Genomic DNA, 16,502 nt, shown 5'->3' on the forward strand with positions numbered 1-16,502 from the left:
ACATTTTGCTCCCGGTTTCTACCAGGAGAACTCCAGTTGTTCGTTGCCATTGCTCAAATCCAGCAATCGCACCCCAATCCCCAGCAACCGCACCGGTTTCCCACCGCGATTAAACGCCTGGGTCATCAGTTGTTGATAACTCTCCAGATCCCGCCCCGCCCCAGCCTGCTCCAAGGTCGTCTGGGTAAAGTCATGAAACTTCACCTTAACGAACGGCTTGCCTGCACGGTAACTGCTGTCGATGCGCGCCATGCGCCCCGCCAGGGTTTCCATCAGCTCAGGGAGCTTTGCCAGGCAGCTTGAGAGATCAGGCAGATCCGCGTCGTAGGTATTTTCCACGCTGATCGATTGCCGACGGTTGTCGTTTTGCACCAAACGGTCGTCGATCCCACGCGCCAGACTCCAGAGTCGTTCGCCAAAACTGCCGAAGTCGCGCACCAGCGCCAGCTTGTTCCACTCGCGCAGTTGCAGGCAGTCTTCAATGCCCAGGCGCGCCAGTTTATCGGCAGTGACCTTGCCCACGCCGTGCAACTTGCTCACACGCAACTGCGAGACGAAGTCTTCGACCTGGTCCGGGGTGATCACAAACAGGCCGTTGGGCTTTTTCCAGTCGCTGGCGATCTTGGCCAGGAATTTATTCGGGGCCACGCCGGCAGAGACGGTGATGTGTAACTGGTTGGAGACCCGCCTGCGAATGTCCTGGGCAATGCGCGTTGCACTGCCGCCAAAGTGCGGGCTGTCGGAGACGTCCAGGTAGGCTTCGTCCAAGGACAGCGGCTCGATGAGGTCGGTGTAGTCGCGAAAGATCGTCTGGATTTCCTTCGACGCGTCCTTATAAGCATCCATGCGCGGCTTGACGATGGTCAGGTCCGGACACAGCTTCAAGGCATGGCGTGACGACATCGCCGAACGCACGCCGTACGCCCGCGCTTCGTAGTTGCACGTCGCGATCACGCCTCTTCGATCTGCCGAGCCGCCCACGGCCAGCGGTTTTTGCGCCAGGCTCGGGTTATCGCGCATCTCGATAGCGGCGTAGAAGCAATCACAGTCGACGTGAATAATTTTGCGCTGCGTCATATATAGAGGGGTGAAATCCTACGGGTGGGCAGTATCGCACTCACCCCTGTATATAGCACCAGTAGTTTGAATCTTCCGTCTGAGCGGTAGGAAATTTCCCAGATGAATTTATTTTTTCAATCGAAACCAGCCTCCCAATAGAGCCGAAACCCCTGGCCAGACTGGCCCGCGCTGCTCATACAAGCCTATGCCGAGAGCTAACCGATTGAACCACAAGCGCTTTTCTTTGATTCACAGGTTGACACACTCGCGATCCTCTGTAGAATGCCGACACACAGACGCGGGATGGAGCAGTCTGGTAGCTCGTCGGGCTCATAACCCGAAGGTCGTCGGTTCAAATCCGGCTCCCGCAACCAAACATCAAAAAAGGCTACTCGAAAGAGTGGCCTTTTTTGTGCGTGTCTGTTTTTCAAACTGAGATCGCGTGAACTTAGCTGCGGCCTGCTTCGCAGACCGGCGCGGGGCAAGCCCGCTCACCACAACAACCCCACTCGCCACAACGAGTCCGCCAGCCACAAAAAGTGTTCTCAATCGAGAACTTAGGTCGCCTGGGCCGTTAATTCACACTTTTTTGACCCATCGGTTGATTAACGGTTGACACCTCGCCGCTTGGCTGTAGAATGCCGCCCACAGACGCGGGATGGAGCAGTCTGGTAGCTCGTCGGGCTCATAACCCGAAGGTCGTCGGTTCAAATCCGGCTCCCGCAACCAAACATCAAAAAAGGCTACTCGAAAGAGTGGCCTTTTTTGTATCTGCAGAAAAAGTTCTTCTGAAACAATGGCATGGCATCTTTCATGAAACCGTACACGGTTTATGGAGTCCATCTCATCGCACGCTATGCTTACTCCTCTACGACCAATGGCCGCTGTCGCCGCCCCCGGTGATCCGCGTTAATATTTGTAATTATTTTGTCCATAGGGATTGGTAACTTGGCTGGATACCCCCATCCTGTCGCGCACAATCCACGAGGTGATTGATGCGCGCCAACTCGTCTGAACCACAAGAAACCGTCACAGCAGAACAACCGATCAACCCCAAGCGTTTGCGTTGGCTGGATCTGTTGAGCAAGTACCGGCAACCCATCGGGCTGGCGGTCACGCTGTTGCTGTTCGCCATCGCCTTGATCGCCTGCCGCCACTTGCTGCTGGAGCTGGACCTCTACGCGCTCCACGACTCGATCCTGGAAGTGCCCAAGCCTGCCCTGCTGGGGGCCTTTGCCGCCGCAGTCGCGGGATTCATCATTCTGCTGGGCTATGAGTTTTCCGGCGCGCGTTACGCCGGGGTGAAGTTGCCGGCCAAGACCCTGGCTCATGGTGGTTTCACCGCCTTTGCCATTGGCAACGCCATTGGCCTGTCGATGCTCTCGGGCGGTTCCGTGCGTTACCGTCTATATGCACGCCACGGCATCGGGGCTTCGGAAGTCGCGCACATGACCGTGTTCGCCAGCCTGGCCTTGGGCTGTGCACTACCGCCGCTGGCGGCATTGGCGACGCTGAGCAACCTGCCGGCGGCTTCGACTTACCTGCACTTGCCCCAAGGTTTGCTCGGCGGCATCGCCGGCGCGGTGCTACTGCTGTCGGCTGCACTGTGCATCGGCATCTATCGCCGCCGCTTGCCGGAGCAGCCACTCCCGGACAACCTGCTGGTCAAAGTCGGCCGTCGCACCCTGCGCCTGCCCGGCCGACGCCTGACCTTCCTGCAACTGGTCATCACCGCCCTGGATGTCGCCGCTGCCGCCACCGTCCTCTATCTATTGCTGCCGGAAGCGCCCCCCTTCGGCCCGTTCCTGCTGGTATACCTGCTGGCTCTCGCCGCTGGCGTGCTCAGCCATGTTCCGGGCGGTGTCGGGGTGTTCGAAGCGATCTTGCTCGCCGCATTTGCAGACAAGCTCGGCGCCGCGCCATTGGCCGCGGCCCTGCTGCTGTATCGCATGATTTATGTGGTGTTGCCGCTGCTGATCGCGTGTGTGTTCCTGCTGATCAACGAGGCGCAACGGCTGTTCCAGACCCAGCAAAGCCTGCGCGTCGCCTCGGGCCTGGCGGCGCCGGTGTTGGCCGTATTGGTTTTTTTGTCCGGCGTGGTCCTGCTGTTTTCCGGCGCCACGCCGGAGATCGACTCACGCCTGGAAAACATCGGCTTCCTGATTCCACACCGCCTGATTGATGCCTCGCACTTTGGGGCCAGCCTGATCGGTGTGTTGTGCCTGTTGCTGGCCCAGGGCCTGCGTCGACGGTTGTCGGCGGCCTGGATGCTGACCATGGTGCTGCTGTTGGTGGGCGCCCTGCTCTCACTGCTCAAAGGTTTCGACTGGGAAGAAGCCAGCCTGATGACCATGACGGCGGTGCTACTGGCGATCTTCCGCCGCTCGTTCTACCGTGCCAGCCGCCTGACCGAGCTGCCGTTTTCGCCGCTGTACCTGGTGGCCAGCGTGTGCGTATTGGGCGCCTCGATCTGGTTGCTGCTGTTTGCCTATCAAGATGTGCCCTACAGCCATCAACTGTGGTGGCAGTTCACCCTCGACGCCAACGCCCCACGTGGCCTGCGCTCGTTGCTGGGCGCTGCGGTATTGCTGGTGATCGTCTCGCTGACCTGGCTGCTGCGCACTGCCCGCCCGGTGATTCACCTGCCGACCCCGGACGAACTGGAGCGCGCCAGCAAGATCCTGATGGCCTCGTCCCAGCCCGACGGCGGCCTGGCGCTGACCGGCGACAAGGCGCTGCTGTTTCACCCCAACGACGAGGCGTTCCTGATGTATGCCCGTCGCGGGCGCAGCTTGGTGGCCTTGTACGACCCGATCGGCCCGACCCAGCCACGGGCCGAGATGATCTGGCAGTTCCGCGACCTGTGCGACATCCACCACGCACGCCCGGTGTTCTACCAAGTGCGGGCCGAAAACCTGCCGTACTACATGGACATCGGCCTCACCGCGATCAAGCTGGGCGAAGAAGCCCGCGTCGACCTGAAACGCTTTGACCTGGAAGCCAAGGGCAAAGAGATGAAGGACTTGCGCTACACCTGGAACCGTGGCACCCGGGACGGCCTGTCCCTGGAGATCTGTGACCCGGGCACGGCGCCGATGGATGAATTAAAAGTCATCTCGGACGCCTGGCTTACCGGTAAGAATGTGCGCGAAAAAGGCTTTTCCCTGGGCCGGTTCAGCGACGACTACCTCAAGCACTTTCGTATCGCGATCATTCGCTTCGAAGGACGCCCGGTGGCCTTCGCCAACCTGCTTGAGACCTACAATCACGACCTGGCCAGCCTCGACCTGATGCGCGCCCACCCGGATGCGCCCAAGTTGACCATGGAGTTCATGATGGTCGGCCTGATTCAACACTATAAGAGTCACGGCTACGCCCGTTTCAGCCTTGGCATGGTGCCGCTGTCGGGCCTGCAACCGCGACGTGGTGCGCCGCTGACCCAACGCCTGGGTTCAATGGTGTTCCGTCGTGGCGAGCAGTTGTATAACTTCCAAGGTTTGCGCCGCTTCAAAGACAAGTTCCAGCCCGACTGGGAACCCCGTTACATGGCCGTGCCCGCAGGACTTGATCCGCTGGTGGCACTGGCCGATACCGCCGCCCTGATCGCGGGCGGCTTGACTGGATTGGTGAAACGCTGATGATTCGACGCTCCTGGCGGTATGTATTGGCCTTTGTAGTGCTGCTCGCCCTGGTCCTGGGCGGCGGCTTCTGGTTTTGGAACCGCCCTGCCCCGCAGCCGACCCTGGAGCAACTGCCCCAGGCCGATGGCTCAGTGATGACCCGCGTCACCCCAGCCGGCACGCCCAAAGCCCGCGTCGCCGTGGCGGTGATGGCCGAAGAAACCCTGACCGACAGCCAACTGCTGACCCTGAGCCAGGGTGGCAAGGCGCAGATCGTCCAGGTGATCCTGCCAAAAGATGACTGCAAGCTGCAGGAACAAGCGCTGCAAAGCGCCCTGGGCCAACTCAAGGGCCCGGCGACGCTGGTCAGCGGCATCGGCCCTGGCGCCGCTCTCGCCTGGCGCTGGTTGGCCGCACAGAACGACGACAAAGCCAACGCCATCTCCGTCGGCTTCGCCCTGGTGCAGGAAGGCTGCAAGGACCCGCTGCCGAAGACCGCCGCCCACGGCAACTGGCTGGTGGCCTGGAATGACAACCCTGACGACGAAAGCGCCAGTTTCGTACGCGATACACCGCGCGCCACCACCAGCATCAGCGACTACGACATTCACTACCCGCAAGTGCTGAACAACGAGCTGCGCAAGCAACTGGTAGGCTCGGACAATGGCGGCCTGGCGATTCCCGTGGTTGAAGTGCCGGCGGGCCAGGCCAAGGACACCGTGACCCTGTTCCTCTCCGGTGACGGCGGCTGGCGTGACCTGGACCGCGATGTCGCTGGCGAAATGGCCAAGATCGGCTACCCGGTGGTCGGCATCGATACCCTGCGCTACTACTGGCAGCACAAGACGCCCGAACAAAGCGCCAAAGACCTGACTGAGCTGATGCAGCATTACCGGCAGAAATGGGGCACCAAGCGCTTCGTGCTGACCGGTTACTCCTTCGGCGCCGACGTGTTGCCGGCGATCTACAACCGCATGCCGGAGAACGAGCAACAGCGTGTCGACGCGATCATCCTGCTGGCGTTCGCCCGCACGGGCAGCTTTGAAATCGAAGTGGAAGGCTGGCTGGGCAACGCCGGCAAAGAAGCCGCGACCGGTCCGGAAATGGCCAAGCTGCCGCCTGAGAAAGTGGTGTGCATCTATGGCGCCGAAGAAGTCGACGAGAGTGGCTGCACCGACAAGACGGCCGTGGGTGAAGCGCTGAAGCTGCCCGGTGGGCATCACTTCGATGAGAACTACCCGGCGCTGGCCCAGCGGTTGGTGGATATCATCGTCAAGCACCAGGCCAAGGCCGAGTAATTCCGGGCTGTACGCCAAACAAACTGTGGGAGGGGGCTTGCCCCCTCCCACAGTTGTTTTGTGGTGTCAGTGAGGTTTAACGCGGTTCGATGTGGGCAATCATCAGTTGCACGGTTTCATTGCCACGAAACTCGTTCACGTCCAGCTTGTAAGCGAGCTCCACCCAGCGCACGGTCGGGTTCGGCCAGACCTCACGATCCACGCCAAACGCAATACCATCAAGCTTGACCGACCCGCATTCACTTTTGAGCACCACCTTCAAGTGCCGCTCCCCCACCACACGCTGCTCCACCAACTGAAACACGCCGTGGAACAACGGCTCGGGAAAGTGCTGCCCCCACGGCCCGGCATGCCGCAAGGCGCGGGCCAGTTCCAGGTGAAATTCTTCCACCGCCAGGGTGCCGTCAGAGAGCAAGCGACCGGTGAGGTCTTCTTCACGCAGTTGCCGACGCACTTCGGCATCAAAGGCTTCGGCAAACAGTGGGAAATTCGCCTCGGGCAACGTCAGACCCGCCGCCATCGCGTGGCCGCCGTACTTGGCGATCAGAGAGGGATGCTGGCTGGCGACCACCGCCAGGGCATCACGGATGTGAAAACCCGGCACGGAGCGCCCTGAGCCCTTGAGCAGGCCATCACCGGCGTCGGCGAAGGCAATGGTCGGGCGAAAATAACGCTCTTTCATACGCGACGCCAGGATACCGATCACGCCCTGATGCCATTCCGGGTCGAACAGGCACAGACCGTAAGGCATCGATTCCACCGGCAGGTCCTTGAGCTGGGCCAGGGCTTCGCGCTGCATGCCTTGCTCGATGGATTTACGGTCCTGGTTCATGCCATCCAACTGCGCAGCCATTTCCCGCGCCGCCGCGAAGTCCGTGGTGAGCAGGCATTCGATGCCCAGGCTCATGTCGTCCAGGCGCCCGGCGGCGTTGAGCCGTGGCCCAACGATAAAGCCCAGGTCGGTAGAGGTGATGCGCGCGGCGTCACGCTTGGCCACTTCAAGGATGGCCTTGATCCCCGGCCGGGCGCGACCGGCACGAATGCGCTCCAGGCCCTGATGCACCAGGATGCGGTTGTTGGCGTCCAGCGGTACCACGTCGGCAACACTGCCCAGGGCGACCAGATCAAGAAGATCGCCGATGTTCGGTTGCGGTTTATTTGCATACCAGCCCATATCGCGCAGGCGTGCGCGCAAAGCCATCAGCACATAAAAAATCACACCCACGCCAGCCAAGGCCTTGCTGGGAAATTCACAACCTGGCTGGTTCGGGTTGACGATGGCATCCGCCGCCGGCAACTCGTCACCTGGCAAGTGGTGGTCGGTGACCAACACCTGCAACCCCGCCGCTTTCGCCGCGGCCACGCCTTCGACGCTGGAGATGCCGTTGTCCACGGTAATCAGCAACTGGGGCTCGCGCTGCAAGGCCACTGCGACGATTTCCGGGGTCAGGCCGTAGCCGTATTCGAAACGGTTGGGCACCAGGTAATCGACATGGGCCGCGCCAAGCAAACGCAGGCCCAAGGTGCCCACGGTACTGGCGGTGGCGCCATCGGCGTCGAAGTCGCCAACGATCAGGATGCGCTGGCGCTGCTCCAGGGCCGTCACCAGCAGATCAACCGCCGCGTCGATACCCTTGAGCTGCTGATAGGGAATCAACCGCGCCAGGCTTTTATCCAGCTCGGCCTCGGACTGCACCCCCCGTGCGGCGTAGAGACGGGTCAACAGCGGCGGCAGGTCGCCGAGAAATGGCAGGACGGCAGGCAACGGGCGGGGATCGATACGCATGGGGTGACGGGAGCTTCTCTTCAATAAAACGGTTAAACGACAATCCTGAAGGCAACACAGATCAAATATGGGAGGGGCAGGCCCTCCCCACATTGTTCAACCGCGTTCGCCGACCAGCCATTGCAGTTGCACTTCATGCTGGCCACGGTCATCGGTGACGAAGATCGTGCCTTCGCTGATCATCACATCCCACTTGATGACACGGGGCATGTCCTTGGCCAGCACCTCCAGGATTTCCTGGGGCACCGCGGCGATGTGCACGTTCTTCAGGTTGTTGGCCACCGGCACCACTTTGCCTTCCCATACGCGCAAGCTGCCGTATGCCAGCAGACTGGTGCGCTCGGTGCGACGTGAGCACCAGGTCAGGCGGTCGGCATCGGGCTGGCCGACTTCGATCCAGTGCAGAACCCGATCATCCAGGCTTTTTTCCCACAGGGCTGGTTCGTCTACATCTGACAAGCCACGACCAAACGCCAATTGCTCGTTGTAAAACAGGGCATAGGCCAGCAAGCGCACGGTCATGCGCTCTTCGGTTTCCGAAGGGTGACGGGCGATGGTCTGTTTGACGCTCTCGTACACCGAACGATCAAGGTCGGTGAGGTTGAGTTCGAATTTGTAGGTCGTGGACGGCTGGGCCATGAACGGGCTTCTAGAGACAGGGAAAGGCGGCCAGTCTAACCGATGGCGGGGCCATTCACCGAATCCTGCGCTGCATCATCCTTATCCCTGGCCGCTCGCCTATGTTAAAAGGCTTCACACACCCGCTCTGCGTAGCCAAGGATCCTCATGTCGTTTAATGCCAAACCGCTTGCCGGCCTGAAAGTCATCGAACTCGGCACCCTGATCGCCGGCCCGTTCGCTTCGCGTATTTGCGCTGAATTCGGCGCCGAAGTCATCAAGGTCGAATCCCCGGACGGCGGTGACCCGTTGCGCAAATGGCGCAAATTGTATGAAGGCACCTCGCTGTGGTGGTTCGTGCAGGCGCGCAACAAAAAGTCGCTGACGCTGAACCTCAAGCACCCGGACGGCCTGGCAATTCTCAAGCAACTGCTGGCCGACGCCGACATCCTCATCGAGAACTTTCGCCCCGGTGTGCTGGAAAAGCTTGGCCTGAGCTGGGAAACCCTGCACGCGCTGAACCCGAAACTGGTGATGGTGCGGCTCTCGGGCTTCGGCCAGACCGGGCCGATGAAAGACCAGCCGGGGTTTGGTGCCGTCGGTGAATCCATGGGCGGGCTGCGTTACATCACCGGTTTCGAGGACCGCCCGCCGGTGCGCACCGGGATCTCCATTGGCGACTCCATCGCCGCCTTGTGGGCGGTGATCGGGGCGTTGATGGCGCTGCGTCATCGTGAAGTGAACGGCGGCGTCGGCCAGGTGGTGGATGTGGCGCTGTATGAAGCCATCTTCGCGATGATGGAAAGCATGATCCCCGAGTTCGACGTGTTCGGGTTCATTCGCGAGCGCACCGGCAACATCATGCCCGGCATTACACCGTCCTCGATCCACACCAGCGCGGACGGCAAGCACGTGCAGATCGGCGCCAACGGCGATGCCATCTTCAAGCGCTTCATGAGTGCCATCGGCCGTGAAGACCTGGCGAACGACCCACAACTGGCCAGCAATGACGGGCGCGATGGCCGTCGTGATGAGCTGTATGGCGTGATTGATCGCTGGGTCAACTCGCTGTCACTGGAGCAGGTGGTGGAACAACTGAACAAGGCCGAGGTGCCCGCCAGTCGGATCTACAGTGCCGAAGACATGCTCGGTGACCCGCAATTCCTGGCACGGGAGATGTTCCTCAAGGCTCAGTTACCCGACGGCAAGGACTTCAAGATGCCGGGTATCGTGCCCAAGCTGTCAGATACACCCGGCAGTTGCGAGTGGGTCGGGCCGCAGTTGGGCGAACACAACAGTGTGTTGCTCAACGAGCTGGGCTACGACGCCGCAGCCATTACCCGTTTACGTGAACAAGGGGCGATCTGATGGCTAACTCAAGATAATGGCGCGTCGCTGGCTGCTGGGCCTCTGTGCACCGTTGCTCGGACTTCTACCGCTGCCTGCCCAGGCGGCGGACATCCTGACCTGGCTGATCCGCGACCTGCCGCCGCTGACCATTTTCGACGGCCCGCAGAAGGGCCAGGGCGCGATCGACGAATTGCTGCCGATGCTGATGGAGCGCCTGCCCGAGTACCAGCACAAGATTCTGCACGTCAACCGTGCGCGGGGCCTGCAAATGCTGCAGACAACCGCCCTGACCTGCGACCCCACCATGCTGTGGACGCCGGAGCGGGCCAAGTGGGTGGTGTATTCACGCCCGGCGTTTTCCATCGTCAGCAACGGCGTGGTGGTACGCCAGGACCGCCGTGACGTGCTCGCGCCGCTTGTCGCACAGCAGCGGGTCGACCTCACGGCGCTCCTGCTGGATAACCGCGCACGCCTGGGCGTGGTGGCCGAGCGCAGCTATGGGACGTTCATCGATGAAGCGCTGGAGCACACAGACGCACATAATCGCGTGCTGCACTACGGCAACGACGCCCTGGGCAGCCTGCTGCAAATGCAGCGATTGGGGCGCCTGGAAGCCGTGCTGGGCTACTGGACTGAAATTCGCTATCACGCCCTGCGCCAGGGTATTGATCCGCTGACGTTGGCGTTCTATCCGATTGCCGGCTCCCTGCCCTACCAGCGCGTTCATGTCGGTTGCTCCAATACGCCCCAGGGCCACCAAGCGATTGAACACATCAATCAGGTGTTGAGCGAGCTGCCCCAGGCTCGACTCCTGCACTCCTACGCCGCCTGGCTCGACCCGACGCTGCGTGCGCAATACCTGATCGACCACCCCCGGTTCTACCAGGACGTACCCACACCCTGACAAATCGCGGGCAAAAAGAAACCCCGAAGCGTGGGGAGACACTTCGGGGTTAAACGTGGCCAACAAAGACCAGTACAGCAAGCCACAAACACCGGAGCACAATGTTTGCTCTTGCTGTTACAAAATCTGACCGGCCATGCCGTCGGAAGTTTCCATCGATAAACAATTCTTCATGCGCGGGCAGCGCCGCGAGTCTGGGCAGCGTTGCGCAAGGCCGCGATGACCGAGGGCTCCAGGCGCCCTTCGGCAATTTTGATGTCGCGCAGCAAGCAGTCCACGACGTCCACCAGCACGCGTTTATCCAGCAATTGCGCCCGGTCCACTTCACGCTCGACCACAATCGCGCCAGTAGGGTTCTTCACGGTTACCAGGCACTCGTCCTGCACACCCGCAGTGGTCAGCGTGACCTGATAAGGGCTCAGTGCTTCTTCGAGCAATAGGCTGATACTTTCCATCTCGATCACCACTCAATAGTTCGGGAACAATCGTTTCAACGGGAGCTGCGTCTATCCTAAGTGACTGGTTGTCACGTAGGAAAGTTCGCTTTTTCGTACTTGTGACGTTGCCGGGGATGACGTATCCAGCATGCGCTTGCAACATGACAAGCAAAAAACGGCGGCACATAAATGCTTACGTAGTGGGCCGCTATTTTGGGGTTTGCCGGGCGCTGAGGCTAAGGCTGAATCCTATACTCGGTGAGCGCTGATCACGCTGCTATGCGGGCAAAAGCGCATGTCACAAGGCCCTTATTGCGAAGGATAAAGAAGATGGTGGGACAAGATAAACAGCAGACCTCGACAGACAGAATGCACGCTGAGGTGTCACGTATTTTTGCCGAGGTGTCGCGCATGAATGCCGAAATATCACGGACGAATGCCGAGCAATTCAAACGCCAAGCCGAATCCCTGAAGATCACCTGTGAGACGTTCTGGTATCCGGTAGGTATCGCGACAGGCTTCTATGCCGCCGTCGGCACCGTGATAGTGGTCGCGCAGAAGCTATTCTCGTAACACTCGGCGGGCCTGCCAGAAACACAAAAACGCCGCTGCCCCAAGGAAGGGACAGCGGCGTTTTTGTGTACGCGGTGTGCCTTACAACGGCTTACCCCGGTTGCCGTGCTGGCTGACAAACGCCTGTACTGCTTTCAAGTCATTGGCCAATACCGTGCAACGCTCTTCACGCTCGAACAGGTCGGTCAGGTGCGCCGGCAGTTCCAGGGCCTTTCCAACACCGGCCTTCTCCACCGCTTCGGGGAATTTGACCGGGTGCGCAGTGCCAAGGATCACCATCGGGATGTCCAGGCTGCGACGGCACTCGCGGGCGGCCTTCACACCGATAGCGGTGTGCGGGTCGAGCAACTCACCGGTCTGGGCATAGACTTCGGCGATGGTTTCGCAGGTCTGCGCATCGTCCACGGCCAGGGAGTCGAACAGCTTGCGGGTTTCGGTCCAGCGCTCTTCATCCACGCTGAAACCGCCACCGCTCTTGAAGGTGTCCATCAAGCCGGCAATTGCCGCACCGTTGCGACCGTGCATGTCGAACAACAGGCGTTCGAAGTTCGACGAGACCATGATGTCCATCGACGGCGACAGGGTGGCGTGCAGGGTTTCCTTGACGTACTGGTTGCCGCTCATGAAGCGGTGCAGGATGTCGTTGCGGTTGGTGGCGACGATCAACTGGTTGATCGGCAGGCCCATGTTGCGCGCCAGGTAACCGGCGAAGATATCGCCGAAGTTGCCGGTCGGCACCGAGAACGACACCGAACGCGCCGGGCCGCCCAACTGCAGGGAGGCGTGGAAGTAGTAGACGATCTGGGCCATGATCCGCGCCCAGTTGATCGAGTTCACTGCCACCAAGCGTGTGCCTTTCAGGAAGCTCTGGTCAGCGAAGCTGTTCTTGACCATTTCCTGGCAGTCGTCGAAGTTGCCTTCGATGGCGATGTTGTGGATGTTCTCACCGAAGATGGTGGTCATCTGGCGACGCTGAACTTCCGACACACGCTTGTGCGGGTGCAGGATGAAGATATCGACGTTTTCGCAGTGCTTGCAGCCTTCGATCGCCGCCGAGCCGGTATCGCCGGAGGTGGCACCGATGATCACCACGCGCTCGCCACGCTTTTCCAGCACGTAATCCAACAGACGACCGAGCAGTTGCAGGGCGAAGTCCTTGAACGCCAGGGTCGGGCCGTGGAACAGCTCCAGCACCCACTCATTGCCGTTCAGTTGGCGCAACGGTGCGATGGCGTTGTGGGAAAACACGCCGTAGGTTTCTTCCAGGATCTTCTTGAAATCCGCATCCGGAATGCTGCCGGTGACGAATGGGCGCATTACCCGGAACGCCAGCTCGTGATACGGCAGGCCGGCCCAGGAGGCGATTTCTTCCTGGGTGAAGCGTGGCAGGTTTTCCGGCACGTACAGGCCGCCGTCAGTGGCGAGGCCCGCCAGCAGGACGTCTTCGAAATTCAGGGCCGGTGCCTGGCCGCGGGTGCTGATGTAACGCATGACTGGCTCCTCTAAAACATTCTCGAACAGAGGCCGCCGAACGCGCGGGGCCCCCTGGAACAATCGGTTAGTTCAGGTGTTCGACACGAATACGCACGACCGGGCCGACGACGCCTTGCAAGGCTTCCAGCGCGGTGATGGCATCGTTGATGTGCTGCTCGAGCACGCGGTGGGTCAACAGGATCATCGGCACCTGGCCGTTTTGCTCCTCGACTTCCTTCTGCATGATCGACTCGATGTTGATGCCGCGCTCGGACAAGATGCTGGCAACCTGGGCCAATACGCCCGGATGATCCTTGGCCTGGATGCGCAGGTAGTAGGCGCTTTCGCACGCTTCGATCGGCAGGATCGGGTGGGCCGACAGCGAATCCGGCTGGAAGGCCAGGTGCGGCACGCGGTTTTCCGGGTCGCTGGTCATGGCGCGAACCACGTCCACCAGGTCGGCGATCACCGAGGAAGCGGTCGGCTCCATGCCGGCGCCGGCGCCGTAGAACAGGGTCGAACCGGCAGCGTCGCCATTGACCATCACGGCATTCATCACGCCATTGACGTTGGCGATCAGGCGATCGGCCGGGATCAGCGTCGGGTGCACACGCAACTCGATACCGGCCGGGGTGCTGCGCGCCACACCGAGGTGCTTGATGCGGTAGCCCAAGGCTTCGGCGTAGTTCACGTCGGCAGTGGTCAACTTGGTGATGCCTTCGGTGTAGGCCTTGTCGAACTGCAGCGGGATACCAAAGGCGATGGACGCCAGGATGGTCAGCTTGTGCGCCGCGTCGATGCCTTCTACGTCGAAGGTCGGGTCGGCTTCGGCGTAACCCAGGGCCTGGGCTTCGGCGAGCACGTCTTCGAAGGTACGGCCCTTCTCGCGCATTTCGGTGAGGATGAAGTTACCGGTGCCGTTGATGATGCCGGCCACCCAGTTGATACGGTTGGCGGACAGGCCTTCGCGGATCGCCTTGATCACCGGGATACCACCGGCCACGGCGGCTTCGAACGCCACGATCACGCCCTTTTCGCGGGCCTTGGCGAAGATCTCGTTACCGTGCACGGCGATCAGCGCCTTGTTGGCCGTGACCACGTGCTTGCCATTCTCGATGGCCTTGAGCACCAGCTCACGGGCCACGGTGTAGCCGCCGACCAATTCGATGACGATATCGATTTCAGGGTTGGTGGCCACGGCGAAGACATCGTTGGTAATCGCAATACCGGTCGTTTCGAACTGAGGCTTTGGCGAACGCGTGGCAATTTGCGCCACTTCAATCCCACGGCCTGCGCGGCGGGAAATTTCTTCAGCATTACGCTGAAGTACGTTGAAGGTGCCGCCACCGACGGTCCCTAACCCACAGATGCCTACTTTGACCGGTTTCACTGAAGAACTCCCCATGAAACGGCCGACGCTAGGTCGGCCGTGGAAAACAGCCGCACGACTGCGGCTTGTAATTAACGACCCTTGGATTTGACCAAGGGCCTTGATCGTCGACGTGTCGACGATGCAGATTTATTTCGCACCCAGCGCCAGTTTGGCAACTTGTGGTGCCGGCTGGTAGCCCGGAATCACCTGGCCGTCAGCCAAAACGATGGCCGGCGTACCGTTCACGCCGATGGACTGGCCCAGGGCGAATTGCTTGGACACCGGGTTGGCGCACTTGGCGGCCTTGATTTCCTTGCCGTCGACCATCTTGTCCATGGCTGCTTTCTTGTCGGCCGAGCACCAGACCGCCTGCAATTGCTCATCGCCCGGCGAACCCAGGCCCTGGCGCGGGAACGCAACATAGCGCACTTCCACACCGAGCTTGTTCAGCGCAGGCACTTCGGCGTGCAGCTTGTGGCAGTACGGGCAGGTAGTGTCGGTGAAGACGGTGATGTGGGTCTTGGTTTCGCCGATGGCCGGGTACACCACGGTTTCAGCCACCGGGATGCCGTTGATCAGCTTGGACACGCCCAGGCGCTCGGCTTTCTCGGTCAGGTTGACCGGCTTGCCGTCCTTGAGCTGGAACAAGTACCCCTGGACGATGTACTGGCCATCGGCACTGGCGTACAGCACGCGGCTGCCCTTGAGCTTGACTTCATACAGGCCGGCCATCGGGCTGGCGCTGATGCTTTCGATCGGGGTATCGAGCTGCAGGTTGGCCAGGCTCTTGCGGATGGTCTGCTCGGCAGCGTCATCGGCGACGGCAAAGGTGGAAACCAACGCAATGGCTGCGGCGGCAATAATCTGGGTCAAGCGCATGGGAACTCCTGAAGGCAGATGCAGGGACGGGAAGGAACACCGCTATCTCGATAGACACGGGTCGGGACCGTCACCTTTGCTAACCGGCAAAGCCTACCACAGTTGGGCCGCAGGGCAGCCCGTGGCGGGATAAATTGGCGGTTTTCAACCTCGCGGATGGTGCTTGGCGTGCATATCCTGCAATCGCGCGCGCGCCACGTGGGTGTAGATCTGGGTGGTGGACAAGTCGCTGTGCCCGAGCAGCATTTGCACAACGCGCAAATCTGCACCGTGGTTGAGCAAATGGGTGGCAAATGCATGGCGTAACGTATGGGGCGACAGGCTCTTGCCAATCCCCGCGACCTTGGCCTGGTGCTTGATGCGATGCCAGAACGTCTGGCGGGTCATTTGCTCACCGCGCTGGCTGGGAAACAACACATCGCTGGGGCGCCCACCGAGCAATTCACCGCGAGCATCGCGCATATAGCGCTCAACCCACACAATCGCCTCCTCCCCCATCGGCACCAACCGTTCCTTACTGCCCTTGCCCATCACCCGCAGCACGCCCTGACGCAGGTTGACCTGCTCCAAGGTCAGGCTGATCAGCTCGGTCACCCGCAGGCCGCAGGCGTACAACACTTCCAGCATGGCGCGGTCACGCTGGCCGATGGCCTCACTCAGGTCAGGCGCGGCGAGCAAGGCATCGACATCGGCTTCTGACAGGGATTTGGGCAAGGGCCTACCCAGTTGCGGCATATCGATCTGTAGGGTCGGGTCGAGGGCGATTAGTTTTTCCCGCAGCAGATAGCGATAAAAGCCACGCACCCCGGAGAGAAATCGTGCAGTGGAACGGGGTTTGTAGCTCTGCTCCAGGCGCCAGGCCAGGTGATCGAGGATCAACTCGCGGCCAGCGTTGAGCAGCTCAAGGTTCTTTTCCTGCAACCAGCCGTTAAACAACGCCAGGTCACTGCGGTACGCCTGGCGGGTGTTGTCTGACAGGCCTTTTTCCAGCCAGAGGGCGTCGAGGAAGCGGTCGATCAAAGGATGGTCAATGGCGGGCATGGTCACTCAAGGCTTGGCAGAGGTGTTGTCACTGACATCCTATCGCGGGCAAGCCCACTCCTACAGGGGAATGCATTCCAATGAGGCAACTG

At 60.7% G+C, this 16,502-nt stretch carries 13 protein-coding genes and 2 tRNA genes; 7 read left to right on the forward strand and 8 right to left on the reverse strand.

Going from position 1 to position 16,502, the window contains the following annotated elements; genetic code table 11:
• Nucleotides 1-18: 18 nt before the first annotated feature.
• Nucleotides 19-1,077 carry a DNA polymerase IV gene (gene dinB, locus PspS35_RS23755; RefSeq protein WP_159937036.1) on the reverse strand — a complete coding sequence of 353 codons (1,059 nt, stop codon included), beginning with the start codon at nt 1,075-1,077 and terminating at the stop codon, nt 19-21.
• 279 nt (nt 1,078-1,356) lie between these two features.
• Here dinB and PspS35_RS23760 point away from each other — a divergent pair.
• From PspS35_RS23760 to PspS35_RS23775, 4 genes are all read left to right on the forward strand, one after another.
• Nucleotides 1,357-1,433 (forward strand) — tRNA-Met (locus PspS35_RS23760).
• A 278-nt stretch (nt 1,434-1,711) separates the two neighbouring features.
• Nucleotides 1,712-1,788: transfer RNA gene (locus PspS35_RS23765), tRNA-Met, on the forward strand.
• A gap of 266 nt (nt 1,789-2,054) precedes the next feature.
• Nucleotides 2,055-4,697: a bifunctional lysylphosphatidylglycerol flippase/synthetase MprF gene (gene mprF / locus PspS35_RS23770; protein ID WP_159937037.1), complete on the forward strand. Its 2,643-nt coding sequence runs from the start codon at nt 2,055-2,057 to the stop codon at nt 4,695-4,697.
• Entirely contained in the window at nt 4,697-5,977 is a 1,281-nt protein-coding gene (locus PspS35_RS23775) for an AcvB/VirJ family lysyl-phosphatidylglycerol hydrolase (RefSeq protein ID WP_159937038.1), read from the forward strand. The genes mprF and PspS35_RS23775 overlap by 1 nt, the downstream gene beginning before the upstream one ends.
• Nucleotides 5,978-6,053: 76 nt before the next feature.
• On the opposite strand, the gene recJ is transcribed toward PspS35_RS23775, so the two are convergent.
• Together recJ and PspS35_RS23785 are read right to left on the reverse strand one after the other, a co-directional pair.
• Complete coding sequence (gene recJ / locus PspS35_RS23780; protein WP_159937039.1) at nt 6,054-7,763, reverse strand: single-stranded-DNA-specific exonuclease RecJ; 1,710 nt, start codon at nt 7,761-7,763, stop codon at nt 6,054-6,056.
• Nucleotides 7,764-7,859: 96 nt separating this feature from the next.
• Nucleotides 7,860-8,402 carry a YaeQ family protein gene (locus PspS35_RS23785; protein ID WP_032890801.1) on the reverse strand — a complete coding sequence of 181 codons (543 nt, stop codon included), beginning with the start codon at nt 8,400-8,402 and terminating at the stop codon, nt 7,860-7,862.
• Nucleotides 8,403-8,549: 147 nt separating this feature from the next.
• Between PspS35_RS23785 and PspS35_RS23790 the strand changes: the two genes are divergently transcribed.
• Complete coding sequence (locus PspS35_RS23790; protein ID WP_159937040.1) at nt 8,550-9,749, forward strand: CaiB/BaiF CoA-transferase family protein; 1,200 nt, start codon at nt 8,550-8,552, stop codon at nt 9,747-9,749.
• A 16-nt stretch (nt 9,750-9,765) separates the two neighbouring features.
• The gene (locus PspS35_RS23795; protein ID WP_159937041.1) at nt 9,766-10,635 is read left to right on the forward strand and encodes a TIGR02285 family protein; all 870 of its coding nucleotides are present in this window, start codon (nt 9,766-9,768) and stop codon (nt 10,633-10,635) included.
• A 170-nt stretch (nt 10,636-10,805) separates the two neighbouring features.
• Here the strand turns inward: PspS35_RS23795 and PspS35_RS23800 are convergent, their stop codons facing one another.
• The gene (locus PspS35_RS23800) at nt 10,806-11,090 is read right to left on the reverse strand and encodes a DUF3509 domain-containing protein (protein ID WP_159937042.1); all 285 of its coding nucleotides are present in this window, start codon (nt 11,088-11,090) and stop codon (nt 10,806-10,808) included.
• Between the two features lie 312 nt (nt 11,091-11,402).
• On the opposite strand from PspS35_RS23800, the gene PspS35_RS23805 reads away from it, so the two are divergent.
• Entirely contained in the window at nt 11,403-11,645 is a 243-nt protein-coding gene (locus tag PspS35_RS23805; RefSeq protein WP_159937043.1) for a hypothetical protein, read from the forward strand.
• Between the two features lie 81 nt (nt 11,646-11,726).
• Here PspS35_RS23805 and thrC read toward each other — a convergent pair whose 3' ends face one another.
• From thrC to xerD, 4 genes are all read right to left on the reverse strand, one after another.
• Nucleotides 11,727-13,136, reverse strand: coding sequence for a threonine synthase (thrC, locus tag PspS35_RS23810; RefSeq protein WP_159937044.1), 1,410 nt, complete (start codon nt 13,134-13,136; stop codon nt 11,727-11,729).
• A gap of 67 nt (nt 13,137-13,203) precedes the next feature.
• A complete protein-coding gene (locus PspS35_RS23815) occupies nt 13,204-14,508 on the reverse strand; it encodes a homoserine dehydrogenase (protein WP_032890791.1) in 1,305 nt (434 codons plus the stop codon).
• A 129-nt stretch (nt 14,509-14,637) separates the two neighbouring features.
• A complete protein-coding gene (locus PspS35_RS23820; RefSeq protein WP_027605460.1) occupies nt 14,638-15,369 on the reverse strand; it encodes a thioredoxin fold domain-containing protein in 732 nt (243 codons plus the stop codon).
• A gap of 144 nt (nt 15,370-15,513) precedes the next feature.
• Nucleotides 15,514-16,410, reverse strand: a complete 897-nt coding sequence (gene xerD, locus PspS35_RS23825; RefSeq protein ID WP_159937045.1) for a site-specific tyrosine recombinase XerD — start codon at nt 16,408-16,410, stop codon at nt 15,514-15,516.
• Nucleotides 16,411-16,502 lie beyond the last annotated feature (92 nt).

This window comes from Pseudomonas sp. S35 (assembly GCF_009866765.1).
Lineage (GTDB): Bacteria > Pseudomonadota > Gammaproteobacteria > Pseudomonadales > Pseudomonadaceae > Aquipseudomonas.